General features: G+C 72.3%; 26 protein-coding genes. 6 read left to right on the top strand and 20 right to left on the bottom strand.

What is annotated here, in order from left to right; translation table 11 throughout:
- Positions 1 to 7: 7 nt before the first annotated feature.
- The 4 genes from ACPA54_RS07435 to ACPA54_RS07420 all read right to left on the bottom strand — a co-directional run bounded on the left by ACPA54_RS07435 (position 8) and on the right by ACPA54_RS07420 (position 4,970).
- Positions 8 to 2,443, bottom strand: coding sequence for a hypothetical protein (locus ACPA54_RS07435; protein ID WP_423527884.1), 2,436 nt, complete (start codon positions 2,441 to 2,443; stop codon positions 8 to 10).
- 147 nt (positions 2,444 to 2,590) lie between these two features.
- Positions 2,591 to 3,487 carry an ABC transporter substrate-binding protein gene (locus ACPA54_RS07430; protein ID WP_423527883.1) on the bottom strand — a complete coding sequence of 299 codons (897 nt, stop codon included), beginning with the start codon at positions 3,485 to 3,487 and terminating at the stop codon, positions 2,591 to 2,593.
- 9 nt (positions 3,488 to 3,496) lie between these two features.
- Complete coding sequence (locus ACPA54_RS07425; protein WP_423527882.1) at positions 3,497 to 4,162, bottom strand: ABC transporter permease; 666 nt, start codon at positions 4,160 to 4,162, stop codon at positions 3,497 to 3,499.
- A gap of 31 nt (positions 4,163 to 4,193) precedes the next feature.
- A complete protein-coding gene (locus tag ACPA54_RS07420) occupies positions 4,194 to 4,970 on the bottom strand; it encodes an ABC transporter permease (protein ID WP_423527881.1) in 777 nt (258 codons plus the stop codon).
- A 109-nt stretch (positions 4,971 to 5,079) separates the two neighbouring features.
- On the opposite strand from ACPA54_RS07420, the gene ACPA54_RS07415 reads away from it, so the two are divergent.
- Positions 5,080 to 6,264: an ABC transporter ATP-binding protein gene (locus tag ACPA54_RS07415; protein ID WP_423528296.1), complete on the top strand. Its 1,185-nt coding sequence runs from the start codon at positions 5,080 to 5,082 to the stop codon at positions 6,262 to 6,264.
- Between the two features lie 76 nt (positions 6,265 to 6,340).
- Here the strand turns inward: ACPA54_RS07415 and ACPA54_RS07410 are convergent, their stop codons facing one another.
- From ACPA54_RS07410 to dacB, 11 genes are all read right to left on the bottom strand, one after another.
- Positions 6,341 to 6,832, bottom strand: a complete 492-nt coding sequence (locus tag ACPA54_RS07410; protein ID WP_345678075.1) for a DUF3180 domain-containing protein — start codon at positions 6,830 to 6,832, stop codon at positions 6,341 to 6,343.
- A complete protein-coding gene (gene folK / locus ACPA54_RS07405) occupies positions 6,829 to 7,359 on the bottom strand; it encodes a 2-amino-4-hydroxy-6-hydroxymethyldihydropteridine diphosphokinase (RefSeq protein ID WP_345678169.1) in 531 nt (176 codons plus the stop codon). The genes ACPA54_RS07410 and folK overlap by 4 nt, the downstream gene beginning before the upstream one ends.
- Before the next feature lie 23 nt (positions 7,360 to 7,382).
- Positions 7,383 to 7,742: a dihydroneopterin aldolase gene (folB, locus tag ACPA54_RS07400; protein ID WP_345678170.1), complete on the bottom strand. Its 360-nt coding sequence runs from the start codon at positions 7,740 to 7,742 to the stop codon at positions 7,383 to 7,385.
- Between the two features lie 216 nt (positions 7,743 to 7,958).
- Entirely contained in the window at positions 7,959 to 8,426 is a 468-nt protein-coding gene (locus tag ACPA54_RS07395) for a nuclear transport factor 2 family protein (protein WP_423527880.1), read from the bottom strand.
- A complete protein-coding gene (folP, locus tag ACPA54_RS07390) occupies positions 8,423 to 9,223 on the bottom strand; it encodes a dihydropteroate synthase (RefSeq protein WP_423527879.1) in 801 nt (266 codons plus the stop codon). The genes ACPA54_RS07395 and folP overlap by 4 nt, the downstream gene beginning before the upstream one ends.
- Positions 9,224 to 9,474: 251 nt before the next feature.
- A complete protein-coding gene (gene folE, locus ACPA54_RS07385; RefSeq protein ID WP_423527878.1) occupies positions 9,475 to 10,083 on the bottom strand; it encodes a GTP cyclohydrolase I FolE in 609 nt (202 codons plus the stop codon).
- 2 nt (positions 10,084 to 10,085) lie between these two features.
- Positions 10,086 to 12,152, bottom strand: a complete 2,067-nt coding sequence (gene ftsH / locus ACPA54_RS07380; protein WP_423527877.1) for an ATP-dependent zinc metalloprotease FtsH — start codon at positions 12,150 to 12,152, stop codon at positions 10,086 to 10,088.
- Between the two features lie 331 nt (positions 12,153 to 12,483).
- On the bottom strand, positions 12,484 to 13,050 hold the full coding sequence (gene hpt, locus ACPA54_RS07375) for a hypoxanthine phosphoribosyltransferase (protein WP_345678079.1): 567 nt from the start codon (positions 13,048 to 13,050) through the stop codon (positions 12,484 to 12,486).
- Positions 13,051 to 13,128: 78 nt separating this feature from the next.
- On the bottom strand, positions 13,129 to 14,106 hold the full coding sequence (gene tilS, locus ACPA54_RS07370) for a tRNA lysidine(34) synthetase TilS (RefSeq protein WP_423527876.1): 978 nt from the start codon (positions 14,104 to 14,106) through the stop codon (positions 13,129 to 13,131).
- Positions 14,107 to 14,403: 297 nt separating this feature from the next.
- The gene (locus ACPA54_RS07365) at positions 14,404 to 15,537 is read right to left on the bottom strand and encodes a zinc-dependent metalloprotease (RefSeq protein WP_345678081.1); all 1,134 of its coding nucleotides are present in this window, start codon (positions 15,535 to 15,537) and stop codon (positions 14,404 to 14,406) included.
- Between the two features lie 233 nt (positions 15,538 to 15,770).
- Entirely contained in the window at positions 15,771 to 17,237 is a 1,467-nt protein-coding gene (gene dacB, locus ACPA54_RS07360; RefSeq protein WP_423527875.1) for a D-alanyl-D-alanine carboxypeptidase/D-alanyl-D-alanine endopeptidase, read from the bottom strand.
- A gap of 312 nt (positions 17,238 to 17,549) precedes the next feature.
- On the opposite strand from dacB, the gene ACPA54_RS07355 reads away from it, so the two are divergent.
- Positions 17,550 to 18,041 (top strand): inorganic diphosphatase, encoded by a 492-nt coding sequence (locus tag ACPA54_RS07355; protein WP_281470982.1) that lies wholly within the window; start codon positions 17,550 to 17,552, stop codon positions 18,039 to 18,041.
- Positions 18,042 to 18,276: 235 nt separating this feature from the next.
- Positions 18,277 to 19,518 carry a C40 family peptidase gene (locus tag ACPA54_RS07350; RefSeq protein ID WP_423527874.1) on the top strand — a complete coding sequence of 414 codons (1,242 nt, stop codon included), beginning with the start codon at positions 18,277 to 18,279 and terminating at the stop codon, positions 19,516 to 19,518.
- Between the two features lie 13 nt (positions 19,519 to 19,531).
- Here ACPA54_RS07350 and ACPA54_RS07345 read toward each other — a convergent pair whose 3' ends face one another.
- Together ACPA54_RS07345 and ACPA54_RS07340 are read right to left on the bottom strand one after the other, a co-directional pair.
- On the bottom strand, positions 19,532 to 20,476 hold the full coding sequence (locus ACPA54_RS07345; RefSeq protein ID WP_423527873.1) for a YncE family protein: 945 nt from the start codon (positions 20,474 to 20,476) through the stop codon (positions 19,532 to 19,534).
- A gap of 31 nt (positions 20,477 to 20,507) precedes the next feature.
- Positions 20,508 to 21,398, bottom strand: a complete 891-nt coding sequence (locus tag ACPA54_RS07340; RefSeq protein ID WP_423527872.1) for an alanyl-tRNA editing protein — start codon at positions 21,396 to 21,398, stop codon at positions 20,508 to 20,510.
- Between the two features lie 110 nt (positions 21,399 to 21,508).
- Here ACPA54_RS07340 and ACPA54_RS07335 point away from each other — a divergent pair, with 110 nt between their 5' ends.
- Complete coding sequence (locus ACPA54_RS07335) at positions 21,509 to 22,243, top strand: hypothetical protein (RefSeq protein ID WP_345678087.1); 735 nt, start codon at positions 21,509 to 21,511, stop codon at positions 22,241 to 22,243.
- A 64-nt stretch (positions 22,244 to 22,307) separates the two neighbouring features.
- On the opposite strand, the gene ACPA54_RS07330 is transcribed toward ACPA54_RS07335, so the two are convergent.
- Together ACPA54_RS07330 and ACPA54_RS07325 are read right to left on the bottom strand one after the other, a co-directional pair.
- Positions 22,308 to 23,288, bottom strand: a complete 981-nt coding sequence (locus tag ACPA54_RS07330) for an LLM class flavin-dependent oxidoreductase (RefSeq protein WP_345678088.1) — start codon at positions 23,286 to 23,288, stop codon at positions 22,308 to 22,310.
- A gap of 132 nt (positions 23,289 to 23,420) precedes the next feature.
- Positions 23,421 to 23,906 (bottom strand): MarR family winged helix-turn-helix transcriptional regulator, encoded by a 486-nt coding sequence (locus tag ACPA54_RS07325; RefSeq protein ID WP_423527871.1) that lies wholly within the window; start codon positions 23,904 to 23,906, stop codon positions 23,421 to 23,423.
- A 118-nt stretch (positions 23,907 to 24,024) separates the two neighbouring features.
- Here ACPA54_RS07325 and ACPA54_RS07320 point away from each other — a divergent pair, with 118 nt between their 5' ends.
- Together ACPA54_RS07320 and ACPA54_RS07315 are read left to right on the top strand one after the other, a co-directional pair.
- On the top strand, positions 24,025 to 24,894 hold the full coding sequence (locus ACPA54_RS07320) for an SDR family NAD(P)-dependent oxidoreductase (protein ID WP_423527870.1): 870 nt from the start codon (positions 24,025 to 24,027) through the stop codon (positions 24,892 to 24,894).
- Positions 24,895 to 24,991: 97 nt separating this feature from the next.
- Positions 24,992 to 25,912 carry a TIGR03619 family F420-dependent LLM class oxidoreductase gene (locus ACPA54_RS07315; protein ID WP_423527869.1) on the top strand — a complete coding sequence of 307 codons (921 nt, stop codon included), beginning with the start codon at positions 24,992 to 24,994 and terminating at the stop codon, positions 25,910 to 25,912.
- A 72-nt stretch (positions 25,913 to 25,984) separates the two neighbouring features.
- Here ACPA54_RS07315 and ACPA54_RS07310 read toward each other — a convergent pair whose 3' ends face one another.
- Positions 25,985 to 26,659, bottom strand: a complete 675-nt coding sequence (locus tag ACPA54_RS07310) for a L,D-transpeptidase (protein ID WP_423527868.1) — start codon at positions 26,657 to 26,659, stop codon at positions 25,985 to 25,987.
- Positions 26,660 to 26,714 lie beyond the last annotated feature (55 nt).

Below are 26,714 nucleotides of genomic sequence, written 5' to 3'. Positions count from 1 at the left end.
CCGAGGGTCAGGCCTGCTTGCGGTCGTCGACGATCTTCGGCAGCTGCTCGGTGTCGTCGTGCGCGGTGAGGTCGACCGGCAGCGCACGCCCGGTCCGCGGCTCGTGGGTGAGCAGCGGACGGATCGCGGCGGCCCGCCCGGCGATCAGCTCGCGCGGCGCGCGGGCGGCACGCGGCGGGACAGGCGCCTGCGGCCCGGCTTCGGCTTCGGCTTCGGTTTCGGGCACCGCGGCTTCCGCCGCCGGCTCCTCCGCCACCGGGCGCCCGAAGAAGTCGAACCGGCCCGCGGCCGTCTCGGCCTCCGCCATCCGCCTGTTCGTCTCCCGCACGGTGTCCGCGACGTCGCGGACCACGCGGGCGACGGCTTCGTCGGCCGGCAGCGCGGCCACGGCCGGTTCGAGCGACTCGACCCCGAGGTCAAGGACGGGTCCGGCTTCGGCGGGCTCGGCCGTCGGCACGAAGGCTTCGACCGCGGCGGTGGGCCGCAGCACGAGTTCGGCGGCAGGGTCGAGAGCGGGGGACGTCGCGGTGGCAGCCGACGGGCCCGCGATCGGCTCGGCGGCAGCAGGAAGCGACGCGTCGACCGCACCATCCGACGCAGCATCGGCCTTCGGACGCGGCTCCGGCACACGCGCCGTACCAGGAGGCGCGACCGCGGCGGGCGCGGCGTGCCGCGGAGTGCGGCGCTCGACGGCGGCAGGGGCCGACGGCGGCGGGGCAGCCGACGACGCCTCCGGTGCCGCATGCCGACGCGCGGGCCCGGGAATCACCGACGCGGCGGAGTCAGAACCCCTGCGCTCGGCCACCGCGCCGGAATCCGCGACCGACTCGGCAGGAGCCGAAGCCGTGGCTTCGCCCGCAGTCCGCGCGGGCGGCGCCACGGCGGCCGCCGGAGCAGTCGGAGCAGTCGGAGCAGTCGGAGCAGCAACGGCCTGGGCCGGAGCCGTGCCCTGCACCGGTCCGAACACCGAAGCCGCGTAAGCCGGAACCAGCCCGGACACGGCGATCGGCGGGCGCCGCACGCCGGGGACCTGCGACGCAGCCGATTCCACCGCTGCGGCATCGCCGGGCTGCGTGTTCGGCTTCGCGCGGTCGGCGGGCGGCGGGGTCGTCGCGGTCGCGTCACCGCTCGCGGGCTGCGGGGCATCGAGCCGGGGCAGCTGTCCGTCGGCCAACGAATAGGGGCTTGCCGCGGCATTGTTCGCGGGGGCGGCCTGCACGGCAGTCGCGGCACTCGCGGCCGCCACCTGCCCGCCGGCCGACGAAGGCACCTGCGTCACACGGGCGGTCGCCGCGTCCGGCACCGGCACGCCGGGCGAGGCACTCGGCGCGGCAGTGCTGTCCGCCGTGCGGTCCGCGTTGGTGTTCGGGCGTCCGGCAACGGCTCCCCGCGTCGGGGAACCGGTCGTCGGCGAACCGGTCGTCTCGGCGCCCCGCGCCGCTTGGCTCTCGCTGCCCGCACCCGCCGTCACGCCACCGGAAGAACCCACCGCGGGCACAGCACCCCGCGTACCCACAGCCGGTACCCCGGAGGCAATCGCCCACGGCGTAGCCGACGGCCGCCGGACCGGAGTCCGGTCGACTGCCGAAGTGCCGGTTCGGGCAACGCTCTCCGGCGCCGCAAGGGATCCCGCGGGCCCGGCGGTGTTCCCGGACCGACCGGACAGGGCCGCGGGCCGAGCCACGTCGGTCCCGGCACCACCCGCGCGAGCCGTCGACGCCGCAGCGGCCGCGGCACCCGCACCCGCACCCGCACCCGCACCCGGCACGCTCTGCGCTCCCTCGGAGGCCCGCGCACCCGCCTGCGGCATCAGACCCGTTCCCGCCCGCGGCACAACCCCCGTGCCCCGCACCCCCGCAGCCGACGGAGCCCCGGGGGCCTTGCGGGCAACCCCGCCGCCCGTCCCAGGCGAACCGTTCGCCATGGCCGCCCCGACGCCGATACCCGGCGCCTCGGGCTCGTACAGATTCCCCCGGTTCCGCTCCGCCGCGGCCCGCTCCAGGTTCGCCAGCGCCGCCGCGCCCTGCGCGAACAGCGGGGCGCTGAGCCGGACCGGCCGCGGCGGGAGGGCCTTCTCCAGGTTCGCGATGCGGTTGAGCATCCCCCGCTCGCGCTCGCGCGCGGTGGCGAGTTCCCGCTCCCGGGCGGCGAGCTTCAGCAGGGTCTCCTCGCGGCCCGCGCGCGCCTCGTCGGCGCTCTGCGCGAGGCTTTCGCGTTCGCCGCTGCGGACCGCCAAGTCCTTGCCGTACCCGCGGCGGCTCTGCCGCAGCAGGACGACGACGCAAGCCGTCGACACCACGGCGCACAGCACCCCGACGCGAAGCACCGCCGTGCTCCCGCCTATTGCCATCAGCAGCAAGGCGATCAGAGCGGGCGCAAGTGCCCCGGCGAGCACGGATATGCGCAGCAGGGCGGAGGACTGGCGGTGACGTCCACGAGGCATAGGAGTGACGTTAGCGTGCACGTATGTTCCCACGTGCGGCGGCACACCGATTCCTGATGATCTATCGACATTAAGACGGCAAAGATCCCTCAACGTGCCGACCAAGCACCAGATCCAGCCGCACGTCAGGCAAACGCCGTCCGGGCCTCAAATCAGCCCATGCGCCTTCAAATAGTCGTGGACAACCGTGGCCGGACGCCGCCGCTGCTGGTCGACCTTCCTGTTCAGCGCCGCCAAGTCCTCGGTGGTGAGCACCGGTCCGAGCCGGTCGACGATCGGCAGCACGCGGTCGGCGTCGCCTTGGTAGGCGACCGGCACGATGTTGTCCGCGTTCTGCAGCTTCTTGTCGTCGGCCAGGATGACCAGCCCGTACCGGTCCAGCGTCGCATCCGTCGTCGTCACCAGCACCATCTGGTCGCGCCCTTGCCGGACCGCCTGCTTCGCCACGGCCGTCCCCACGCCCAACGGGTCGACGCCGGACACCTTGATGCCGTACGTCTGCTCCAACCCCGGCCCGCAGAACGGCCGCACCTTGCACTCCTCCCCCGCCGCGATCCGCACCTCGACGCCGGACGCGCCGAGGTCGGACAGCGTGCGCAGGTTGTGCTCCGCCGCGAACTCCCGCGTCACCGCGAACGCGTTCTGGTCGACGGCCAGCGTCGGCGTCCCCGGCCGCAGGTTCTGCTCCGCGGCCAGGCGTGTGAGCGCCGCCATCGTGGTGTCCAGGTCGGGTGAGGCGACGGGCGGCGCGTTCGGGCCGTTCTCCTGGAGGTTGAGGAACTCGGCGAGCGTCGCCGCGTAGTCCGGGGCCAGCGCGACGTCGCCGTCGGACAGCGCCGGTTCCAGCAGTTCCCGGTTCATCACCGTCTTGACGTGTGCGTCGACGCCGTTGGCGACCAGCATCTGGCGGTACATCTCGGCGAGGATCCGGCTCTCGGTGAACCCCTGCGACCCGATGGTCAGCCCGCTGCCCTCGCCGCCGCAGCCCGAAAGTCCCGAGCCGAGCACGAGAACGGCAGCCAGCACCATCGCCCACCGCCGCATGCCCGCCCCTCAGTTCTGCCGCGGCGTACGCGCCACGGCCCATTGCACCAGCGTGAACGCGCCCTCGACCAGCAGCGCCAGCACCGCGACCAGGAACGCCCCGGCCACCACCTGTCCTTGGTCCTGCAGTTGGAATCCGGCGGTGACGATCCGGCCGAGCCCGCCGCCCGCGACCAGCGCGGCCAGCGTCGCCGTCGCCACCACCTGCACTGCCGAGGTCCGCATGCCGGTCACCACCAGTGGCAGCGCCAGCGGCAGTTCGACACGCCGCAGCGTCTGGAACCCGGTCATGCCCATGCCCGCGGACGCCTCCACCAGATCGCGGTCCACCCCGCGCATCCCCACATACGCGTTGGTCAGCATCGGCGGAATGGCGAACAGCACGAGTGCGACCACCGTCGACACCGTCCCCATCCCCAGCCGGCTGAGCCCGAGCAGCGCCAGCACCGCGAACGTCGGCACCGCACGCCCGATGTTGGAAATGTTCACCGCCAGCGCGCCGCCCTTGCCGATGTGTCCGAGCCACAGCGCGACCGGCAGCGCGATCACGGCGGCAATCGCCACCGACCCCGCGGTCAGCGCCACGTGCTCGCCGAGGCGCTGCCAGACCCCGCCTTCCCCCGACCAGTTCGCGCCGTCGGTGAGCCAGTCCCACGCCTGGTCGAACACGCTCATCCGGCCGCCCCCGCTCGCGGCGCGCCGGTCCTCACGCCGCCGCCTTCGGCCGCGCCCCGAGGTCGTCCGCCGCGGTGTCCGCCGCCGTGTCCGCCGCGGGCCCCGGCATGGACGCCCGGCGCCGGCGGCGCCGTCCCGGCGTCCGCGTCCACGGCGTCAGCAGCCGCTGCACCAGCAGCAACACCAGGTCGAACACGACCGCCAGCAGCACGCACAGCACCGACGCGGTCAGCACCTGCGCCTTGAACAGCGTGTCGATACCGGACTGGATCAGGTTGCCCAGCCCGCCCGACCCGACCACCGCGCCGACCGTCGCCAGCGCCACCGTCGACACCGTCGCCACCCGGAGCCCGGCCATGATCGCCGGCAGCGCGAGCGGCAGTTCCACCGCGACCAGCAGCCGCACCGGCCCATAGCCCATGCCGCGCGCCGCCTCGACCGCGTCCGCGGGCACCGCGCGCAGCCCGGCCAGCGTGTTGCCGACCAGGATCGTCAGCGAATACAGCGTCAGACCGATGACCACCGTCGACCGGTCCAAGCCGGTGAACGGCTGCAGGATCGCGAACATCGCCAGCGACGGGATCGTGTAGAGCACCGTCGTCGTACCGGTCACCGGCAGCCCGGTCTTCGGAAAACGGCGCACCAGCAGCGCCAGCGGGAAGGCGACCAGCATCCCGAACCCGACGGACACCAGCGTCAGGAAGACGTGCTGGCGCAGCGCGGTGGCGATGTCCGGCCAGTACTCCCGGACGTATTCGCCGCAAATCCACGCATTCTCTTCCAGGCAGTCACCCGATGCCGTCAGCACGCGGCGCGGGTACCCGGCAGTGTGCGCGGGCAATCCCCGGGGTATCCGGGCCCGCATGACGAACCCCGACGCGACTCCCGGCGCGCGTCCTGACCGGGAGACCCCGGCCATGATCCGCCTCGAACACGTCGGCAAGCGCTACCCGGACGGCACGCGCGCCGTCGACGACCTGTCGCTCGACGTCGCCGCGGGCGAACTGGTCACCCTCGTCGGCCCGTCCGGCTGCGGCAAAACCACCACGATGAAGATGGTCAACCGACTCATCGAACCCACCTCGGGCCGCATCCACATCAACGGCCGCGACATCACCCGCACCGACCCGGTCAAGCTCCGCCGCACCATCGGCTACGTCATCCAGTCGGGCGGCCTGCTCCCGCACCGCACCGTCCTCGACAACACCACCACCGTGCCGACGCTGCTGCGCTGGGACCGCGGCAAAGCCCGCGCCCGGGCCCGCGACCTGCTCGACCTGGTCGGCCTCGACCCGGACATCTACGGCAAGCGCTACCCGCACCAGCTCTCCGGCGGCCAGCGCCAGCGCGTCGGCGTCGCCCGCGCACTCGCCGCCGACCCGCCCGTGCTGCTCATGGACGAACCGTTCGGCGCCGTCGACCCGGTGGTCCGCGACCGGCTCCAGACCGAATTCCTGCGCCTGCAGGCCGAGCTGCACAAGACGGTGCTGCTGGTCACCCACGACATCGACGAAGCGGTCCGGATGGGCGACCGCATCGCGGTCTTCGCCCAGGGCGGCCACATCGAGCAGTACGACACCCCGCTCGCCGTCCTCGGTACCCCCGCCAACGACTACGTCGCCGACTTCGTCGGCGCCGACCGCGGCCTCAAACGCCTCGCCGTCACCCCGGTCACTCCCGACGACATCGAGCAACCGCCCGTCGTCCGGCTCGACGACCGCCTCGCCGACGCCCGCGCCCGGCTCCGCGCCGCGGACGCCCGCTGGGCCGTCGTCCTCGACGAAGCAGGCACCCTGCACGGCTGGTACGACGACCGCGACGGCACCGGCGGCGGCGGTGTCGGCTTGGACGGCCGGGTCCGCGACCGGGCCCGCCGGATGGACGCCTGGGTGCCGGTCGGCAGCTCTCTCAAAGCCGCCTTCGGCCAAATGCTCCAGTACGACGCCGGCTGGGTCGCCGTCCTCGACGGCGACCGCTTCCTCGGTGTCCTCACCCCGGCCCGGCTCCACGAAGCCCTGCGCCGGTCGGTCGGCGCCGAAGAAACCGGCCTCGCCCCGGAAGACGTCGTGCTGGAAACCGTCGACAACGCCCCGGGCTCCTGACCCGCCGCACCACGACCCGGCACCGCAAACCGGCACCCCGGACAGCAGGTACAGAGACGCAGCAGACCGAGCGGGCTCAGCGCGCTGCCGACCCCTCGCGTCGGTCCGGCTTGTCCGGATCCTCCGGCACCCGGCACACCCGCTCCAGGAACAGCGCGGCCAGCACCAGCAGCACCGCCGCACCCACCGAGAACCCGCAGCGCGCCGCCTGCGTCCGCCGCACCTCGTTGTCCAAGTGCAGCCACAGATACAGCCCGTACCCGCCGTACAGGCCCGCGATCAGCGCGGCCACCAGCGACGACGCCTTCGCGAACACCACCGCGCGCGCCGCCGTCAGCGGATCCACCGGCTTCGCATCCACCCGGTGCTCGCGCTGCGCCTTGAACCGGGCCCGCAGCGCCAGCCCGGTGGCCAACGCCGCCACGGCCAGCGTCAGCAGCACGAACGGCGCCAGCACCGGCACCCCGGGCGGTGTGCCCCGGGTCAGCCACAGATCGATGCCGCCGTACGACAATGCCCCGGTCGCCACGGCGATGCCGAGGAGCACAGCGGGACGCGTCGGCTTCACTCCGGCAGCCTCAGCTCCAGGTCGTCCCGGCGCTCGACGCCGGACAGGTCCAGTTTCGCCAGCAGGTCGGCCACCCGACCGCGGCCCGGCAGCTCCGCCGCGGGATCCGCGTCGTGCCACGGTGCCAGCACGAACGCCCGCTCGAACGCGCGCGGGTGAGGCAGCGTCAGCTGCGGGTCGTCCGACTGCGTGTCGCCGTACGTGATGATGTCCACGTCCAGCGTGCGCGGCCCCCAGTGCTCGGTGCGCACCCGCTGGAACGCCTCCTCGACCGCGTTCGCACGGTCGAGGAGCATCTCGGGAGGCAGGAAGGTGTCGACCAGGATGACCGCGTTGAAGTAGTCCGGCTGGTCCTCGGGGCCGCCCACCGCCGCGGTCACGTACAGCGGCGACACGACGTTCACCCGAATCCCGGGGGTGTCGGCAAGCGCGTCGATCGCGCCCTGCAGGTTGTCTCTGCGGTTCCCCAGGTTGCTGCCCAGCGCAAGTACCGCGCGGTGCGGGCCGCTCAGGGCCTGCATCCGCATCAAAGTATCGGTCCCCAGATCCGTCACACACGACTCCGAACAATCGTCACGGTCACATCGTCGAACGGCACGGTGATCGGGGCGTCGGGCTTGTGGACGACGACCTCGACCTCCTCGACCTGCTTGTGTGCCAGGCACGCGTCGGCAATCCGCTGGGCCAGCGTCTCGATCAGGTTCACCGGGTCCCCCTGCACGACCGCGACGACCTCCTCGGCGATGACGCCGTAATGCGCCGTCTGCTCCAGGTCGTCGCCGGCCGCGGCCGGGCGCGTGTCGATGCCGAGGACCACGTCCACGATGAACGTCTGGCCTTCCTCGCGCTCGTGGTCGAACACCCCGTGGTGCCCCCGGGCCTTCAGACCCCGCAACGCGACGCGGTCCAGCATCAGAAAGCCCTCCTCGATCGCCTAAGTGCCCTACGAATGTACCCAGGCGCGCAGACACGACTCCCCGGGTGGGGTGCCCGTCGGCGCGCCCGGCACAAGTGCTAAAGGCACTCCCCGCGACGCGGCAGGAACGCCGTTCTGCCCTCACCAACCTTCCTACGGCCCGATGTCTTCCCGGTGACCGGACGCCGAACTCCGGGAAGCGCCGGACGACTAAAGATCGTCGTCGGAATCCGCCTCGGCGAGCACCGGCGAGGCGTGGTGCAGCCACAGCTTCCAGTCGCCGCGGATGCGCCGGAAGATGTTGGTGACCACCGCCTGGCCGCCCGCGAAGCCCGCCTCGTCGCCGCCGTCCTCCTCGCCCATGCCGGTGAGGAGGCTCGCCGTGCACGACAGGATCGCCACGTCGCCGTCCAACGTGACCTGCACATCCGTCAGGAAGAACTGGACGTAGCTGGTGTTCGCCATGATCAGCGCGTAGGACCGCAGCACCTCGGCGCGCCCGCGCAGCACCGGCCAGCCCGGGTGCACGCAGGTGATCTCCGCGCCCTCCGGCCCGTCCGCCCATATGGCGCCGAGCCGGTCGAGGTCGCCTTCCTCGACGGCCGTCCACAGCGCGAGGTTGAGGTCCCGGACCTCGACCGCGTCGGGAGACAGCAATTCGTCCTCCGGGCCCGTCATCGGGCGGCCTGCCAAGCCGCCGCCACCCGGACCGCGTCCCGCGAGGCCGGAACCTCGTGCACTCTGACCCCCCATGCCCCCGCGGCCGCGGCAAGTGCGGTCACCGCGGCAGTCGCGTCGTCACGGCCGCGCGGTGCACGCAGCCCCTGGTCGTCGGCGAGCAGCCGACCGAGAAAAGCCTTGCGGGACGCGGCGACCAGAAGCGGCCTGTGCAGCGACACCAACGCGTCCAAGTGCGCGAGCAGCGACCAATTGTGCTCGGCCGTCTTCGAGAAGCCCAGCCCCGGATCCAGGATCACCGCATCCGGGTCGACACCCGCCGCGACCACCCGGTCCATCCGCTCGACCAGTTCGGCACGGACCTCGGCGACCACGTCGTCGTACGCGGTCAGCTCCTTGTCCTGCATCCGCCGACTGTGCCCGCGCCAGTGCATCACCACCACCGGCACCCCGGCGGCCGCGGCAAACGCCGCCATCGCCGGATCGGCCAAGCCGCCGCTCACGTCGTTCACCACCGCGGCACCCGCGTCGACCGCGGCGCGCGCCACCTCGACGCGCATCGTGTCGACGCTCACCAGCGCACCCGCACGCGTCAGTTCGCGCACCACGGGCACCACACGCCGCAGTTCTTCGTCGAGCGGCACGCGCTCCGCGCCGGGCCGCGTCGACTCGCCGCCGACGTCGACCAGGTCGGCGCCCTCGTCGAGCAGCGCCAGCCCGCGCGCGATGGCATCGCCCGGGTCGAACCACAGGCCGCCGTCGGAGAAGGAATCAGGGGTGACGTTGACCACCCCCATGACCGCGCACCGTCCGAAATCCGGCAGGCCCCGCACGCTGGGCGGCTTCACTCCGAGATCGAGCCCCCCGCCGGCGGTGCCCCCTTCGGACCTGGTCGTCGCTGTCATGGCCCCAAGCGTAGGGGCAAAGCCGCACCGCACCGGCCAGCCGCCCCGCGCGCCACGCCCACAAACGCCACGGCCGGCCGCCCCCTTCCGGGGACGACCGGCCGAACGCATGTATGGGGCAACCGAATCCGGCCGCGCCGGGATCAGCGGCCCAGAATCAGACTCATCGCCTCGGCCCGGGTCGCGGCCTGAAGCAGCTGGCCGCGCACGGCCGAGGTGACCGTCTTCGCGCCCGGCTTGCGGATGCCGCGCATCGTCATGCACATGTGCTCGCACTCGAACACCACGATCACGCCGCGCGGCTGCAGGATCTTCACCAGCGCGTCGGCCACCTGGGTGGTGAGCCGCTCCTGCACCTGGGGGCGCTTGGCGTACACGTCCACCAGGCGGGCCAGCTTGGACAGCCCGGTGATCCGGCCGTCCTCGGACGGGATGTAGCCGATGTGCGCGACACCGTGGAACGGCACCAGGTGGTGCTCGCACGAGCTGTACACCTCGATGTCCTTGACCAGGACCATCTCGTCGTGGCCCAGGTCGAACGTCGTGGTGAGGACGTCCGCGGGGTTCTGGTGCAGCCCCGCGAATATCTCGCGGTACGACCGGGCGACGCGGGCCGGGGTGTCCTTGAGGCCGTCGCGGTCGGGGTTCTCCCCGACCGCGATCAGCAGCTCGCGAATCGCCCGCTCGGCGCGGTCCTGGTCGAACTCACCCACGGCGCCCGTGCCGTCCAGGGTGACCGGGTCGATCGTCACGTTCAGTTCTCCGCAGCGTCCGTCGGGCTGTCGGGCACGGTGGTGCCCGCGCTGCCGCCGGTGGTTCCGGTCGGCGCGGCCCCGCCGCCGTTCAGCGCGCCGGCGCCGTTGCTGCCGTTGACCGTCAGTTCCTTCGGGGTCATGACCGGGGGACGGCTGGACGGCTGGCGGCGGCTGGACCCCGTCCACGCAGGACGGGCCGGCCGCTTGCTGACCGGGGCGAAGATCTCCGCGACCTCGTGGCGGTCGAGGGTCTCCTTCTCCAGCAGGGCGAGGACCAGGTTGTCGAGGACGTCGCGGTTCTCGACGAGGATTTCCCACGCCTCGTTGTGCGCCGACTCGATGAACCTCTTGACCTCTTCGTCGACGATAGCGGCGACTTCTTCCGAGTAGTCCCGCTGGTGGCCCATCTCACGGCCGAGGAACGGCTCGGAGCCGTCCTGGCCGAACTTGATGGCGCCGAGGCGCTCGGTCATGCCGTACTGGGTGACCATCGCGCGGGCCAGACCGGTGGCCTTCTCGATGTCGTTCGACGCGCCGGTCGTCGGGTCGTGGAAGACCAGCTCCTCGGCCGCGCGCCCGCCCAGCATGTACGCCAGCTGGTCGAGCATCTCGTTGCGGGTGGTGGAGTACTTGTCCTCTTCCGGCAGCACCATCGTGTAGCCGAGGGCCCGGCCCCGGGACAGGATGGTGATCTTGTGCACCGGGTCGGTGTTCGGCAGTGCGTGCGCCACCAGGGCGTGGCCGCCCTCGTGGTACGCGGTGATCTTCTTTTCCTTGTCGCTCATCAGGCGGGTCCGCTTCTGCGGGCCGGCCACGACGCGGTCGATGGCCTCGTCGAGCGCCTTGTTGTCGATGAGCTTCTGGTTGGACCGCGCGGTGAGCAGCGCGGCCTCGTTGAGCACGTTGGACAGGTCCGCGCCGGTGAAGCCGGGGGTGCGCTTGGCGACGGCCTTGAGGTCGACGTCTTCGGTGACCGGCTTGCCCTTGGCGTGCACCTTGAGGATCGAGTGACGGCCCTCCAGGTCGGGGCGCTCGACGGCGATCTGCCGGTCGAAGCGGCCCGGGCGCAGCAGCGCGGGGTCGAGGATGTCCGGGCGGTTCGTCGCGGCGATGAGGATCACGCCGCCCTTGACGTCGAAGCCGTCCATCTCGACGAGGAGCTGGTTGAGGGTCTGCTCGCGCTCGTCGTGGCCGCCGCCGAGGCCCGCACCGCGGTGCCGGCCGACGGCGTCGATCTCGTCGACGAACACGATGGCGGGGGCGTTGGCCTTGGCCTGCTCGAACAGGTCGCGGACCCGGGAGGCACCGACACCGACGAACATCTCGACGAAGTCGGAACCGGAGATCGAGTAGAACGGCACGCCGGCCTCACCCGCGACGGCGCGGGCGAGCAGCGTCTTGCCGGTGCCGGGCGGGCCGTACAGCAGCACGCCCTTGGGGATCTTGGCGCCGACGGCCTGGAACTTGGCGGGCTCCTGCAGGAACTCCTTGATCTCGTGGAGTTCCTCGACCGCCTCGTCCGCACCGGCCACGTCGGCGAAGGTCGTCTTCGGGGTGTCCTTGGAGATGAGCTTGGCCTTGGACTTCCCGAAGTTCATGACCCGGGAGCCGCCGCCCTGCATCTGGTTCATCAGGAACAGGAAGACGATGACGATCAGGGCGAACGGGAGAAGCGAGAAGAGGATGCTGACGAGCGCGCTCTGCTTGCCGATCTTGACGGTGTAACCGTCCGGGATCTGGTTCTGCGCGGCGGCATTCGTCAGCTTCTCGGCGATCGCCGCGCCCTGCTGGTCGTTCAGATACGACGACTTGATCTTGCTGCTGCCGTCGATCTTGATCTGCTTGCCGTCGGGCCCCTTCTTCAGGGACAGCTCGACGGCCTGGTCGTTCCCGCCGATGATCTTGGCGCTCTGGACCTGCTGCTTGTCGATGGCCGAGATGACCTGGCTCGTGTCGACACCCTTGTAGCCGCTCGATCCGCCGACGAGCTGCATCAGGACGAAGACAGCAAGTACGGCCAGCACGACCCACATGATCGGCCCGCGGAAAATGCGCTTGACGTCCATTCATGCGGGGCTAAAGCCGCCCCGTCCCTCCTGCCAGCTCCTTACCCGGAGACCTGCTGGCCTCCAGGCTCACTGCCTGTCCACTGCCCTGTGCGGCACTGCTCCATGTCGCCCGCTCGCTCTGCCGCCACAACGACGCTTCACTGCGTACGAAGGTACACCGGAGGTAGCCGCGGCACCGCGCCGCGAGCCGCCCGACGGCGCCGCGGTGCGCGGACGAACCCTTTGTCGCTCCTTGCAACGAGGGGAAACCATTCCCTTGTTCCCGGCAGGCGCACCCGGAAGCGGGGAAAATCGCGCGGACGGGGGTGTGAAACCGCGCGGACGGGCGTCAGGCCGGCTTGCCGCCGGAGTACACGTGCTCCGCCAGGGTGCCGACGAACGGCAGGTTGCGGTAGCGCTCCGCGTAGTCCAGTCCGTAACCGACGACGAATTCGTTCGGGATGTCGAAGCCCAGGTACTTCACCGGGATGTCGACCTTCGCCGCTTCGGGCTTGCGGAAGAACGCGCACACCTCGAGCGACGCGGGACCGCGCGACGCGAGGTTCGCGAGCATCCACGAAAGAGTGAGCCCGGAATCGATGATGTCCTCGACCACCAGGATGTGGCGGTCGGCGATGTCGGTGTCGAGGTCCTTGAGAATGCGCACGACGCCCGACGACTTGGTGCCCGAGCCGTAGGAGGAGACGGCCATCCAGTCCATCGTGATCGGGGAGTGCAGTGCGCGGGCGAGGTCCGCCATGACCATGACGGCACCCTTGAGCACCCCGACGAGCAGTACGTCGCGGCCTTCGTAGTCGCGGTCGATCTGCTCGGCCAGCTCGCGCAGCTTGGCGTTGATCTCGTCCTCGGTGACCAGCACGCGCGCGAGGTCGGTGCCCATGTCTTTCTCGTCCACCAGTGCTCTTCTCTCAGATCTCAGAGATGTCCTGTGCAGTCCCCGGAGGCCGTTCCCGGGGGGTCTCGCGGGAACGGCTCAAAGCTGCGAGGGCCGGTGGAAGAGAAGCTTTCCACATCGCCTTCGTATCTCGACGCCGCCCGGGAGGTTGATGGGGCCCTGGCCGTGCCACGCGGTGACGAGGCGTTCGACGGTGTCGATGTGCCGGGCGTAGAGGTCGCCGGGAGGCGAACCGGCGGTGACCGCGGTGCGGCGCAGGATGCGGCGGCGGACGGCGGCGGGGAGTTCGGCGAGGGCGGCGACTTCGAGGCCGCCGTCTTTGGTGACCTCGGCGGCGGCCCGGTCGGCCCAGGCGTCGAGCGCGTCGGCGTCGTCGCGGAACAGGCGGGCGGTGCGGGCGAGGGATTCGCTGATGCCGGGGCCGAGCGCTTTCTCCAGCGCGGGGAGGGCGTCGTGGCGCACCCGGGCCCGGGTGAACGCGGGGTCCGCGTTGTGCGGGTCGTCCCACGTGGCGATGTTCTGCGCGACGCAGGCCGCGCGGGTCGTGTCGCGCGCCACGTTGAGCAACGGGCGGCGGTAGTGGCCTATTACGGCCGGCATGCCGGCCAACGATCTGGCTCCGGAGCCGCGGGCCAGCCCGAGCAGCACCGTTTCCGCCTGGTCGTCGAGCGTGTGGCCGAGGAACACCGCGGCGGCGCGGTGCCGCGCGAAGGCCAGGTCGAGCGCTTCGTAGCGGGCGTTGCGCGCGGCCGCCTCGGGGCCGCCGCGGCGGCCGACCCGCACGCCGAGCGCCTCCACCGGGTCCAGTCCGAACTCGCGCAGCCGCCCGACCAGCTCGACGGCGCGCCCGGTGGACCCGGGCTGCAGGCCGTGGTCGACGGTGATCGCCCCGGCGCGCATACCGGCGCGCGACGCTTCGAAGGCGGTGGCGGCGGCGAGCGCCATCGAGTCGGCGCCTCCGCTGCAGGCGACCAGGACGAGGTCGCCGGGGTGCAGGGTGCGGAGCACCTCGCGGACGGCGACCCTGGTTGCGGCGACGGCGGGATGCGGGCCCACGCTGTACCTCCTGGTGCATGCGGGAAGTGGGGGCGGCACAGGGGGCCGCGGGCACATCCGGGCACCGCCCGCGGCAGCGCGGCGCGGGTCCCGCCCGGCACAGGTCGTCCCCGGGGCAGGCAGACGGGGCCCGACCCTGGCCTGCTCTCCAAGTTACGGCACACACTGGCCCACCCGCGTGAAGGTTCACGGAGTGTCGCGCCGGAAAGTAGTCGGACGGATACCCTCAGTGGTTCGCGATCGCGGCGTATGCGGTTGTTCGTTCCGTTTCGCGCCCCGACCCGCGGGCGCCCGCGCTCAGTTCGTGCCGGAGCGCGTGCCGTGCACGCGGTCGACCCAGGTCTGCGGCGCGGCGATCTCGCCGCGTGTGGGCAGCGTGTTCGGCGACGTCCACACCCGGTTGAACCCGGCCATGCCGACCTGCTCGACGACGGTGCGGACGAACCGCTCGCCGTCCCGGTACTGGCGGAGCTTGGCGTCCATGCCGAGGAGCTTGCGCAGCGCGAGGTCCATGCGCCCCGTGCCGCGCGCCCGGCGCTGCTGGAACTTCTCGCGGATCTCCCCGACGGTCGGGATGACCTGCGGGCCGACGCCGTCCATCACGTAGTCGGCGTGGCCTTCGAGCAGCGACATGACGGCGGTGATCCGCTGGAGGATCTCCCGCTGCGCGGGCGTCTGCACGAGTTCGACGAGGGAGGAGTTCTCCGCCGCCGGTTCGTCGTCCTTGCGGCCGGGCAGCAGCGTCTGCGCGGCTTCCCGGACGCGCCGCAGCATCGCGGCCGGGTCGACCTCGGTCTCGGTCAGGAAGGCGTGGACTTCCTGCTCCAAGTGGTCGCGCAGCCAGGGGACGGCGGTGAACTGGGTGCGGTGGGTCTCCTCGTGCAGGCACACCCACAGGCGGAAGTCTCGGGGGTCCACGTCGAGTTCGCGTTCGACCTGGACGATGTTCGGGGCCACCAGGAGGAGGCGTCCGGCGGGCTGCGCGGCGTCGGCGGTGTCCGGCGGGGCGGCGTCGCCGAGCGGCGCGAAGGTCTCGTACTGCCCGAGCACGCGGGCGGAGAGGAAGGAGAGCAGGGTTCCGAGTTCGATCCCGGTGACCTTGCTGCCGACGCCGGACAGCGCGTTGCCGCCCGGCATGGTCTCGCGGCGGTCGTTCACCTTGTCGAGCAGCGGCCGCAGCACGTGGCGGAAGCCCTGCACGTTGGCACGCACCCACCCGGTCCGGTCGACGATCAGGACCGGCGTGTCGTTGCCGCGGGTGTCGAGTCCGGTGAAGGTCCGCACGTGGCCTTCGGATTCGGCGGCGTACGCGCGCAGTTCGGCCACCGCGGCACGGGCCTCCTCGCGCGTCACCTCCGGCCCCGGGCGTACCAGCTTGGTGGCCGTCGTGACGGCCAACTCCCAGTCGATCATGTCCGCACCGCTCGTCATACGGCCACGGTACGTGCAATCCCGGGCCCCGCGCTGCCGGAACTCCCCCGCAGAGTGAGGCAAAGGGCAACGGAAACCGAGGTGGGGGGCATGGTGGGGCGGAGGTGACGCGGGTGATGGAGGGGGCCGCGGCACGGCGGCGGAGGGCACCGGAGGCCGGACCGGGCCGCGGGGCGCCGACCGCGCCCCGCCCCCGGTTCCGGCGTCCCGGCTCAGGTTCCCGGCGTCCCGGCTTAGGTTCCCGGGGTGCCGCAGCCGCAGCCGGCCAAGGTGGCCGCCATCGCGTCGAGGGGTTCGCGGGCGTTCTCGGCGTTGTTGGAGGTCGGGATGCGGTCGGCGAGGAAAGCGAAGGCGAGGAGCCGGCCGTCCTTGTCGCGGACGATGCCGGCCAGGGTGCTCACACCGGTCAGCGAGCCGGTCTTGGCACGGACCAGGCCGGCCGCGTCGCGGGACGCGGTCTCGTCGAAGCGCTCCTGGAGGGTGCCGGTGAAGCCGGCGATCGGCATGCCGGTCAGGGCGGGCCGCAGCGTCGGGTGGTCGGCGGACGCGGCGAGCGCGAGCACGCGGGTCAGCACCGCGGGCGGCAGCCTGTCGTTGCGGTTGAGCCCGCTGCCGTCCTTGAGGTCCATCGCACCCAGGTCGACGCCGAGGCCGGTCAGCACCTCGCGCACCGCGGCGGTGCCGCCCTCGAACGACGCCGGCTGCCCCTTCGCGAGGGCGATCTGCCGGATCAGCGCCTCGGCGATGTCGTTGTCGCTGGCGGTCAGCATCTGCTCGACGACCGACGTGAGCGGCGGCGACTGGACCGCGCCGAGTTCCGCCGCCCCGGCGGGTGCCTGGCCCGCCGCGGGCTTGCCGTTGACCGCGATGCCCTGCTGGGCGAGCGCCTGCGCGAACTGCTGGGCGGCGTTGCCCGCCGGGTCGGTGAGCCGCTGGCTCGGGGCCTCGACGGTCTTGGCGGTCACCCGGCCCTCGTCGGCCATCAGCGGGACGACCGGGGCGATGTTCTCGTTCGCGCCGATGGGGTGGCTGACCGGGCCGCTGTAGAGCGACACGTCGTAGGTCAGCTTCACCCCGGTGACGCCGTTGCGGCGCAGCGACGCGGCGGTGGCGGCGGCGAGTTGGTCGAGCCGGGCGGGTGCGTACTGGCCGGCGTACTGGCTGCCGTCCAGCGCGGTGAGCGTCGGGTCGCCGCCGCCGACCAGGACGATGGTGCCGGGGTCGGCACCGGCCACCACGCGGGTGGTGATCCGGTGGTCCACACCGAGCGAGGCCAGCGCCGCGACCGCGGTGGTGATCTTGGTGGTGGACGCGGGGGTCGCCGCGCGGCCCGCGTCCACGCTGTAGAGCACGCGTCCGGAGGCGACGTCCACGACGGACACCGCGACCTTGCCGGTGCCGCCGAAGATCGGGTCGGCCAGCAGGGGCGTCAGCGCGGCCTGGACGCCCGCGTCGGTGGGCGCCGGTCCGGTCGGATTGCCCTCCACGGGGGCGAGCAGCGCGGGTGTGATCCGGGTCTCACCCGGGATACCGCCCTGTGGTGCGGAGTCGCCGCCCGCGGAACCTCCCGCGGACGCCTCGGCGGTGCCGCGGTGTTCGCCGTGGTGCTCGGCCACGCGGTAGCCGTCGCGCCACGGACCTGCGGCGTAGACGGCCAGAAGGGCCACGAGGATCCCCGCGAGGGTCGCCGCCAGGGCCACCGTCCTCACCCTGGGCACGCGTGACCAACCCCTCTCGAAGGTGTTTCCAGCAGATCCACTTCGGCACGCCCGACGGGCATGCGAGACACTGTCAGCAGACTAGGTTCTGTTCGGGACTCCGGCAGGACTCCTGTCACCCTCATGGGGGTGCCGGGACGCTCCCACCGTAGAACCGTGCGCCGTGCTGCGTTGCGCGGCCGGGTGTCCGCATGCCGCAAAGTCCACGGGACAGACCGGGGATTTCGCCCGGATGCACCGCGGACTTCACGGACAGACCCTAACAATCCCGGCCGAACAATGGATGGAGGAGCCTTGGAGTTCGACGTCACCATCGAGATCCCTCGGGGTTCGCGGAACAAGTACGAGGTGGACCACGAGACCGGTCGCATCCGGCTCGACCGCATGCTTTTCACCTCGACGCGGTACCCGGCCGACTACGGCTTCATCGAGGACACCCTGGGTGAGGACGGCGACCCGCTCGACGCCCTGGTGCTGCTCGAGGAGCCGACGTTCCCGGGTGTGCTGATCCGCTGCCGCGCGATCGGCATGTTCCGTATGACGGACGAGGCCGGCGGCGACGACAAGGTCCTGTGCGTCCCGGCGACCGACCCGCGCATGGAGCACCTCCGCGACATCCACCACGTGCCGGAGTTCGACCGCCTGGAGATCCAGCACTTCTTCGAGGTCTACAAGGACCTGGAGCCCGGCAAGTCGGTCGAGGGCGCGGACTGGGTCGGCCGCACCGAGGCCGAAGCCGAGGTCGAGGCCTCGTTCAAGCGACTCAAGGAATCGGGTCACCACTGACCTGCGGATTCCGGACGGAGTTCGCGGAGATTGACCCGCAGAGGGGCGGCTGCCGACACGGAGCCGCCCCTTTCGCATGCCCGCGTCCCGGGTCGCCCGCGGCCGGCTTCCGGCCGCGCACGCCCGCAAGCACGCACGCAGGCACGCAGGCGCGCAGGCAGCCGCGCCTGGGCCATGCGGTGGAAAATCACGCCAGGTGATAATCCTGCTGCAATATGCACCTAATGTGACGGATGTGACCCGAACTCGGACCCTCGCGCCTTCCGTCCTTCTGGCTCTCGCGCTGCTCGCCGCCGGTACGTCCGCGGCGCGCGGCGACGATCCCGCCGGGTACCCCGATGCCGCCGACGTCGCCCGCGCGCAGCTCGACGCGCAGGCGAAGGGCACCGCGGTCGACCGCATCCAGGCCGAACTCGACCGGTCCCGCACGGATCTCGACCGGCTGTCCGCCGATGCGGGCCTGGCCGTCGAGGCCTACAACGGCGCCCGGGTCGGCGCCCGCGGTGCCGCGCTCGCGGCCGACGCGGCCCGGGAACGCGCGGACGCCGCCGGGGCCGCCGTCGACCGTGCCCGCGAGGACCTCGGCCGGGTGGCCGCCGACGCCTACCGGCAGGGCGGCTCCGCCGGGTTGGGCGAACTGCGCGCCATCCTCGACGCGCCGACTCCGGCGGACGCCCTGCTGCGCACCGAAGCCGTGCGCCGGGTGGTGCGCGAGCGCGAGGACACCGTGCGGCGCGGCGCCGCGGCGGCGAAGAACGCCGCCGACGCCCGCCGCAGCGCGGACGCCGCCGCCCGCACCGCACGCGAGGCGGAGGAGAACGCCGCCGAACGCCGCCAGGCGGCCGCGACCGCGGTCGCGGCACAGGAGGCTCGGGTCCGCGACGTCGCCGCCCGCCACGAGGCGCTCGTGGTCGAACTCGCCGCCGCCCGCAGCACCTCGGTCGCGCTGGAACGCCAACGCCAGGACGGCTTGGCCGCCGAGGCCCAGCGGCGCGCGGAGGACGAGGCCCGGCGCCAAGCCGAAGCCGCCGCCCAAGCCGCCGAAACCCCGTCGCGCCTCGCCCCGGGCGACCGCCCCGACGACGGTGCCCGGCAGAAGCGGGCCGCGCCCGCCAAGGGCGCCGCGGCGGCGATCGCCTACGCCAAGGCCCAACTCGGCAAGCCGTACGTGTGGGGCGGCGAAGGCCCCGACGGTTTCGACTGCTCGGGCCTCGTCATGCAGGCCTGGCGCCGCGCGGGCGTCAAACTCACCCATTTCGCCGCCACCCAGTACGCCGAAAGCCACCCGGTGGCCTACCGCGACCTGCGCCCCGGCGACCTGGTGTTCTGGACGGAGACCCCCCGGGCCCGCGACATCCACCACGTCGCGATGTACCTCGGCGACGGCAAGATGATCCACGCGCCGCGCACCGGCGACGTGGTCAAGATCAGCAACCTCTTCTCCATGGGCACCCCGGACTTCTACGCCCGTCCGTAGGCACCCGAACGCGCTACCCGCCGAGCAGTCCCCCGCCGAGCCGCCACAGCTGCACGCGGCCGGTGTCCGGGTCCGCCGTCACCCACGTGCCGTCGTGCCGCACGATCAGCCACGCGCGCTCCTCGTCGTCCGGGTACTCGATCTCGGCTGTCGGCCGCAGGTCCGGCACCGAGAACACCAGGTGCCGCTGGGCCGAAGACGCGGCAAGCACCCGGTCGGGGCCGAGGAAGCCGGCGTAGAAGTCGAACTGCTCGTCCTGGCCGGGAAACAGCTGCGCCGGCTGGCGGGCGGCCACTATCCCGCCGTCGGGCGAGCGCAGCAGCGCTATCGGGCCTTCGCCGTACGGCGTGGTCAGCATGAGCCCCGAGCCCGGCTGGATGTCGATGAGGATCCGGGTGTCCCCCGGCGGCACCTCCGCCGCCGGGCCGGTCCCGTCGGACGCGACCAGGAAGATCCGGTAGGCGTCGTCGCCATGCCCGGCGGCAACGCCGACGTGGATGCCGTCGGGGTGCGGCAGCAGCTCGGAGCCGACGGTCTCGGACGGCAGCAGCGCGGTGCGCCGCACCGACCCGTCCTGCGCGTCGAACAGCATGCACGCGTCGCCGTCCTCGGTCCGGGCAACCGCCCAAACGCCGCGGGCGTCGGTCGTCACGACGCAGGAGCCGGACTCCTCGAACACCCAGTCGGCGTGCGGGTGCGACCACACCTGGCGGCCCGTCATGTCGAGCACGCTGACCCGGTCGGGTCCGGACGCGGCGACGAACGACAGGTCCGGCGCGACCGCGTGGCCGCCCTTCCACTCCTGCGGGAGCGCCACGGTGCGGAGGACCGCCAGCTTGTCGTCGAGGACGAGCAGTTCGCCTTCCTCGGTGTGCGCCAGCCATACGGACGCGCCGGGGACCCGGTCGAGACTCCACAGGGGCGGCAGCGAGGTCTGCGCGACGAGGTGAGGACGCATGCGCAGACGGTACCGCCGCCGGGCCCGGGCTTCAGCCTGCCGGTACGACCGCGGTCCGCACGGTGAACTCGGTGCCGTCCTCGGACAAGTCCAACTCCACGGATACCGAAGCGAGTTCGGCCAGACTGCGGACGTGGCTGCCGCCGCACGCAATGTGTGCGTCCCCTTCGGGAAGTGCACAGTGCCAGACACGCCGCGCGGTGAGTGCGGGGTCCGGCACCTCGATCCGCACCGGCGCACCGGTCGCGAGCCAGCCGGCCAGGGTGGCGTTGACCCGGTCCCGGATCGCCGGGAGGTCGGCGGCCAAGTCGTCGGCGGTGAAGCCCTTTTTGCGCAGCGACTTGCCGATCCGGTAGTCGTCGCGGCTGGCCCGGTCGAGGATGCGCGACGCGTCCATCGCAAGATTGTCGAAGTCGGGGCGGCCGAGGGCGTCGGTGCGCACACCCGGTTTGCGCCATCGCGCCGCGAGGGCCTCGTTGAGGGCGAACGCCATCAGGTGGCAGGCGGTGTGCGCGGCGCTCAGTCCGGCGCGGCGGTCCGCGTCGACGGCGAGCACGGCCTCCTCGCCGACGAGTGCCTCCGGCGCGAGCCCGTCGACCGCGTCGACGATGTGCAGCACGAGCCACGCCCACGCCTCGTCGCCGCGGCGGACCGGGATGCCGGCCGCGACGGCGAACGCGCCGTCCGGGCCGACGCCGCCGGTCTGGCAGTCGACGACGGGCAGTTCGTGCCCGGCGACGGTGAGCGTGCCGGTGTCCGCGGGCTGGTCGGGCCAGGTGTGGTCGAGCGGGTGGAACGGGGTCTCCGCGACCACCACGGCCCAGCGGCCGTCCGGCAGCACCCGGACGGCAAGCACCGGGGATTTTCCGGCCACGTCGCCCGCCGGGTAGCCGACGATCGTCGAGGTGGTGGGGAGGGGCATGCCGGCACTCCTTCGTGCTGTGTGCGACCGGTGCGCCCGACCGGATCGGCGGCCGGAGGCTCGATCATGTACTGAAGCACAGGGAATCGGAAAGTTCGGACAAGGCGAGCATGCACGTGTACGAGTTGGCCGCCGGGATGGCGGCGCAGGGCGATCCCGACGAAGTGAAGCGGGGCGTCGGCTGGATGCTCGCGTCCTTCGTCCTGACCTTCCTGGCCACGCGTTTCGTCACGCGCATGATCCGCGCGGGCAAGGGCCCGTTCCGGGACATGAAGCTGCCGGGCGGCCTGCACGTGCACCACCAGGTCTACGGCATCTTCCTCATGCTGGTCTCCGGTGCCGCGCAGTTCGCCTACGAGCCGGACACCCTGGCGCGCGACATCCTGGCGGCGGTCTTCGGCGCCGGTGCGGCGCTCACGCTGGACGAGTTCGCGCTGTGGTTCCACCTCGACGACGTGTACTGGTCGGCGAACGGCCGCAAGTCGGTGGACGCGGTCCTCATCGCGGCGGCGATCGGCATCCTGCTGCTGTTCGGCGCCAACCCGTTCGACATCGGCAGCGGGGACAGCAAGCCGGCGATCTTCGCGGTGGTGGTGGTCGACCTGGCGTTCTCGTTCGCGGCGATCTTCAAGGGGAAGGTGGCGACCGGCCTGATCGGGATCTTCGTCCCGACGGTGGCGTGGATCGCCGCGGTGCGGATCGCCAAGCCGGACTCGCCGTGGGCGCGCTGGCGCTACCCGGAGGGCTCGCGCAAGCGGCAGCGGTCGCTGCGGCGTTTCCCGCCGGGCCGGCGGACGCACTGGGACCGGTTCAAGGACCTGCTCGGCGGCGCGCCGAGCCGGTGAGACGGCGCCGCCCCCGGCGCGCGGACGCGGCCGGGGGCGGGATGCCGGTCGACCGGCGAACCGGTCAGAGGTGCGGGAGGACGTCCGTCTCCAGGAGGCGCAGGCTCTCCCACGCGAGCTGCGGCGGGATGCCGCCCATCATCGGGTGGAACATGCCGAACGCGGCGTCGCCCATGGCCTTCAGCTCGTCGACGTACTGCTCGGGCGTGATGACCCGGTACTGGCCGGTGGCCTTGAGCTTCTCGACGCTGTCGACGGTCTCGTAGCCGCCGATGCCGGAGGTGCCGGCCGCCGCCATCATCGCGCCGTACTCGTTGACCTCGTGCATCGCGTGCGGGGCGATCCGCTCCCAGTCCGCCTCGGGGTCCTTCGACAAGTGCAGGAAGCCGGTGTCGCCGCCGAAGTACGGACCCGGGTCCTCCTGGCCGAGCTTGATCTTCTCGTCCCGGTAGAACTCCCACAGGCCCGGGTTGGACGGCATGAAGCCGTCGGCGATCCGCGCCGCGCGCCGGGCGGCGGCCTCCACGCTGCCGCCGAGCACGATCGCCGGGCCGCCCGCCTGGAACGGCGCCGGGGTGACCCGCACGGTGCGGCCGCGGAACTCGAACGGCTCGCCGGTCCATGCCGCGCGCAGCGTGTGCACCATCTCGGTGGTCAGCTTCGCGCGGTCGCGCAGCGAGCGGTCGAACATGTCGAACTCGGGCTCGTTGTACCCGTTGGCGAGCACCACGCTGACCCGGCCCTGGCTGATCAGGTCGACGACCGCGAGTTCCTCGGCCATGTGCAGCGGGTCGTGCAGCGGGGCGGGTATCGCCGCGATGTTGATCATCATGTTCTTGGTACGGGACGCGATCGCCGCGGCCATCGGCAGCGGGCGCGGCAGGTACCCGTCCTCGGAGCCGTGGTGCTCGGACAGCACGGCCATCATGAAGCCGCGCTCTTCGGCCCAGGTGACCATGTCCAGCGCGGCCGCGTACCGCTCGCCCATCGTGGTGCCCGCGAAGGACGGGTTGCGGAAGTCGAAGCGAAGCGCGAACACAGCCATGCGGTATCTCCTGGATCCGACGCCCGCTGCCCGCGGTGCGCCCCGTGCCTGATGGAGCGTCAGGTTAGTGTCGCGCGGCGTAGAGAACCAGGTCCAGGACACAATCCATCTTTTGGCCCGCCGGGCGGTGTCCTAGGCGTCCGCCGACGCGGGATCGGATTCGGCCAGGGCGCGGGCCAGCAGGGTGCGGAGCGTACGCCGGTCGGCGTCGCCGAGGCCGCGCAGCGGCGGGTCCTCGGCGAGCTTGGCGAGCAGCTCGGCACGCAGGGCCAGGCCGTCGGCGGTGAGCGCGACCTGCTTGGCGCGGCGGTCGCCGGGCAGGGGGCCGCGCACGACGAGGCCGCGTTCTTCGAGCCGGTCCACGACGAAGGTGACGTTGGGCGGCTCGCAGCACATGCGGCGGCCCAGCTCGCGCATGCCGACCGGCTCGGCCAGCTCGTACACCGCGTTGGCCTGCGCGGCGGTCAGGCCGACGGCGGTCGCGCAGGCCGCGAAATGCGCGTCGAGCCGCGCCGTCGCCTCGTACAGCAGCGGGGTCAACCCGGGCAGCGAGCCTTCCCCCGAGTCCCCCGAGTCCCCCGATACGGCCGTCCGGCGGCCGCGGTCCCGCGTGTCCATGGTCTCACCCTATCGTTCGAGCACGAATGATTATTGCTCGAATATTTTGCGGTATAACGGATCCGTCGATCTGACTATCCGTCAGAAGTCTTCGGTCGCGCAAGAAAGGCACCCTGCGATGCCCGACACCCCCACCCCGCCCGCACTCCCCCTGGCCGGCCGCATGGCGCTGGTCATCGGCGGCAGCGGCGGCATCGGTTCGGCGAGCGCCGCGCGCCTGCTGCGCGACGGCTGCTCGGTGACGCTCAGCGCCCGCCGGGAGTCCGAACTCGCCGCGACCGCCGAGCGCCTGCGCCCCCTCGCCCCGGAAGGCGCCGAGGTCCGCTACATCGCGGCCGACGGCTGCACCGCGGAAGGCGTCAAAGCCGCCGTCGACGCCGCCGTGCACCCGGGCGGCCGCCTCGACATCTGCGTCGCCACCGTCGGCGGCGGCAAGGTCTCGCCGCTGCTCGCCATCGACGAGGACCAGTTCGCGGAAGACCTGCGCCGCAACGTGATCAGCGGCTTCCTGGCGATCAAGTACGCCACCCCGCCGATGGCAGCCAACGGCGGCGGCTCGATCGTCATGATCTCCACGAACGCCGCCAAGCTCTCGTGGCCCTACCTGTCCGGCTACGCCTCCGGCAAGGCCGGCCTCGAAGCCCTGGTCCGCTGCGCCGCCGACGAACTGGCGCCGCTCGGCGTGCGCGTCAACGCCGTCCGCCCCGGCCTGGTCAAGTCCCAGGAGGACGCGCGGATCTTCAAGGACGAGGAACTCATCGCGGCCTACCTCGCCAACAAGCCGCTCGGCCGCACCGGCGTCCCCGACGACATCGCCGGCGCGGTGCGCTACCTCGCCGGACCCGAGGCGTCGTGGACCACCGGCCAGAGCATCGCGGTCGACGGCGGCAACGAACTGCGCGCCGCGCCCTCGTTCGAAAAGCTCGCCCGCCGCACGGTCGGCGACGCGGTGGTGGACGCCGCCCTCGCCGGACGCATCCCGGAGTGACCCCCGCGGGCGCGGACCGCACCCCCGCCCGCACCGCCCGACCCGCGGCCCGGCCACACCGCCGGTCCCGCCCCGACTCCCCACGACGGAGAACACCATGACCCAGGACGTCCAGCTCTCGATCGGCCTGCCCAACTTCGGCCCGTGGCCCGGCGACGACTGGCGCGGCTTCGTCGACGTGGCGCGCGCCGCGGAAGACGCGGGCATCGACCGCGTCGTCCTCGTCGACCACGTCGTCATGGGCCCGCACACCGACAAGTACGTGTGGGGCCGCTTCCCCACCCCGCCGGAGGCGCCGTGGGCCGAGCCGCTCACGCTGCTCGCCGCGATGGCCGCGGTCACCGAGCGCGTCAAGCTCGCCACCGGCATCCTCATCGCCCCGCTGCGCGGCGCCACGCTGCTCGCCAAGCAGGCCGCCACGCTCGACCAGATCAGCAACGGGCGCCTCGAACTCGGCGTCGCCTGCGGCTGGCAGCGCGAGGAGTACGACGCGGCCGGCCTGGACTGGAACCAGCGCGGCCAACTGCTGACCGACACGCTCGCAGCGTGCAAGGCCCTGTGGACGCAGACCCCGGCCGCGTTCGCGTCCGAGACGGTCAACTTCACCGACACCTACCTGATGCCGCGTCCCGTGCAGCAGGGCGGCGTCCCGCTGTGGATCGGCGGCTCGCTCAACAAGCGCAACCTCCAGCGCATCGTGGAGTCCGGCGACGGCTGGATCCCGATCATGGGCCTGTCGACCCCCGACATGGCGCGCGACGTCGCGACGATCCGCCAGGCGCTCGCCGACGCGGGCCGCGACCCGGCGGCGCTGCGCGTCCAGGGCCCGATCCCGATGACGAAGGGCGACGACGGCGCGTTCGACCTCGCCCGCACGATGGAGAACGCCCCCGCGGTGATCGAAGCCGGCGCCACCACGGTGCAGCTGCCCATCCAGGCGTTCTGCTCGAACGCGAAGGACGCCCCGGCGTTCTTCGCCGCGGCCCGCCGCGCCTTCGACACGGTCGTCGGCAGCTGACGCAACCGCGCCCGGCGCGCGAAAGGGCGGCACCCCGGCCGGGGTGCCGCCCTTCGTCGTGTGCGGCCGCCGCTACGACCGGTACACGATCACCTTGTCGCCGATGCGCACCGTGTCGAACAGCTGCGTGATGAGCGCCTTGTTGCGGACGTTGACGCAGCCGTGCGACGCGCCGTTGTAGCCGTTCTTGGCGAAGTCCGGCGAGTAGTGCACGGCCTGGCCGCCGCTGAAGAACATCGCGAACGGCATGGACGTGTGGTACAGCGTCGACACGTGGTCGCGGGACTTCTGGAAGACCGAGAACGCGCCCTCGCGGGTGGGCAGTTCGGCCGAGCCGAAGCGCACCTCGAACGAGTACTGCGGGACGCCGTCGACGACCCAGGTCAGCTTGCGCGTGGTCTTGTCCACGCACATCGCCCGGCCGGTCATGCAGCGCGGGTCGAGGTTGCCGGCCGGCTTGGCGGGCGGCTTGGTCGTCGCGGGCTTGCTGGTCGACGGCTTCGCACTGGTCGGCTTGGACGTCGACGGCTTGGCCGAGGCCGACTTCGAGGCCGAGGACTCGCTGGGCGTCGCGCTCGGAACAGCCGTGGTCGGCAGGTCCGTCGGGCTCGGCGCGGCCGTGGTGGCGGGTGCCGACGACGGGTCTGCCGGCGCCGCGGTGGTGGCCGCGACAGGCTTGGCGGACGCGGCGGCAGGCTTCCCGTCCGAACCGGACGAGCAGGCCGACGCGGCCAACACCACGGCCACCGCCGCCACGGTGACGGGTATGCGTATGCGCGACTTCTTCAATTCCTGCCAGCCC

This window comes from Uniformispora flossi, assembly GCF_049534875.1.
GTDB classification, from domain to species: Bacteria; Actinomycetota; Actinomycetes; order Streptomycetales; family Streptomycetaceae; genus Yinghuangia; species Yinghuangia aomiensis.
This window is presented reverse-complemented; position numbering and strand designations above follow the sequence as displayed.

What these genes read in the sequence shown, in the direction of transcription:
- ACPA54_RS07435 (WP_423527884.1), bottom strand. Translation starts at nt 2,443, where the DNA reads ATGCCTCGTGGACGTCACCGCCAGTCCTCCGCCCTGCTGCGCATATCC.
- ACPA54_RS07430 (WP_423527883.1), bottom strand. Translation starts at nt 3,487, where the DNA reads ATGCGGCGGTGGGCGATGGTGCTGGCTGCCGTTCTCGTGCTCGGCTCG.
- ACPA54_RS07425 (WP_423527882.1), bottom strand. Translation starts at nt 4,162, where the DNA reads ATGAGCGTGTTCGACCAGGCGTGGGACTGGCTCACCGACGGCGCGAAC.
- ACPA54_RS07415 (WP_423528296.1), top strand. Translation starts at nt 5,080, where the DNA reads ATGATCCGCCTCGAACACGTCGGCAAGCGCTACCCGGACGGCACGCGC.
- folK (WP_345678169.1), bottom strand. Translation starts at nt 7,359, where the DNA reads ATGCGGATGCAGGCCCTGAGCGGCCCGCACCGCGCGGTACTTGCGCTG.
- ACPA54_RS07395 (WP_423527880.1), bottom strand. Translation starts at nt 8,426, where the DNA reads ATGACGGGCCCGGAGGACGAATTGCTGTCTCCCGACGCGGTCGAGGTC.
- folP (WP_423527879.1), bottom strand. Translation starts at nt 9,223, where the DNA reads ATGGGGGTGGTCAACGTCACCCCTGATTCCTTCTCCGACGGCGGCCTG.
- ftsH (WP_423527877.1), bottom strand. Translation starts at nt 12,152, where the DNA reads ATGGACGTCAAGCGCATTTTCCGCGGGCCGATCATGTGGGTCGTGCTG.
- ACPA54_RS07365 (WP_345678081.1), bottom strand. Translation starts at nt 15,537, where the DNA reads ATGACGAGCGGTGCGGACATGATCGACTGGGAGTTGGCCGTCACGACG.
- ACPA54_RS07345 (WP_423527873.1), bottom strand. Translation starts at nt 20,476, where the DNA reads ATGCGTCCTCACCTCGTCGCGCAGACCTCGCTGCCGCCCCTGTGGAGT.
- ACPA54_RS07340 (WP_423527872.1), bottom strand. Translation starts at nt 21,398, where the DNA reads ATGCCCCTCCCCACCACCTCGACGATCGTCGGCTACCCGGCGGGCGAC.
- ACPA54_RS07335 (WP_345678087.1), top strand. Translation starts at nt 21,509, where the DNA reads ATGCACGTGTACGAGTTGGCCGCCGGGATGGCGGCGCAGGGCGATCCC.
- ACPA54_RS07330 (WP_345678088.1), bottom strand. Translation starts at nt 23,288, where the DNA reads ATGGCTGTGTTCGCGCTTCGCTTCGACTTCCGCAACCCGTCCTTCGCG.
- ACPA54_RS07325 (WP_423527871.1), bottom strand. Translation starts at nt 23,906, where the DNA reads ATGGACACGCGGGACCGCGGCCGCCGGACGGCCGTATCGGGGGACTCG.
- ACPA54_RS07320 (WP_423527870.1), top strand. Translation starts at nt 24,025, where the DNA reads ATGCCCGACACCCCCACCCCGCCCGCACTCCCCCTGGCCGGCCGCATG.
- ACPA54_RS07315 (WP_423527869.1), top strand. Translation starts at nt 24,992, where the DNA reads ATGACCCAGGACGTCCAGCTCTCGATCGGCCTGCCCAACTTCGGCCCG.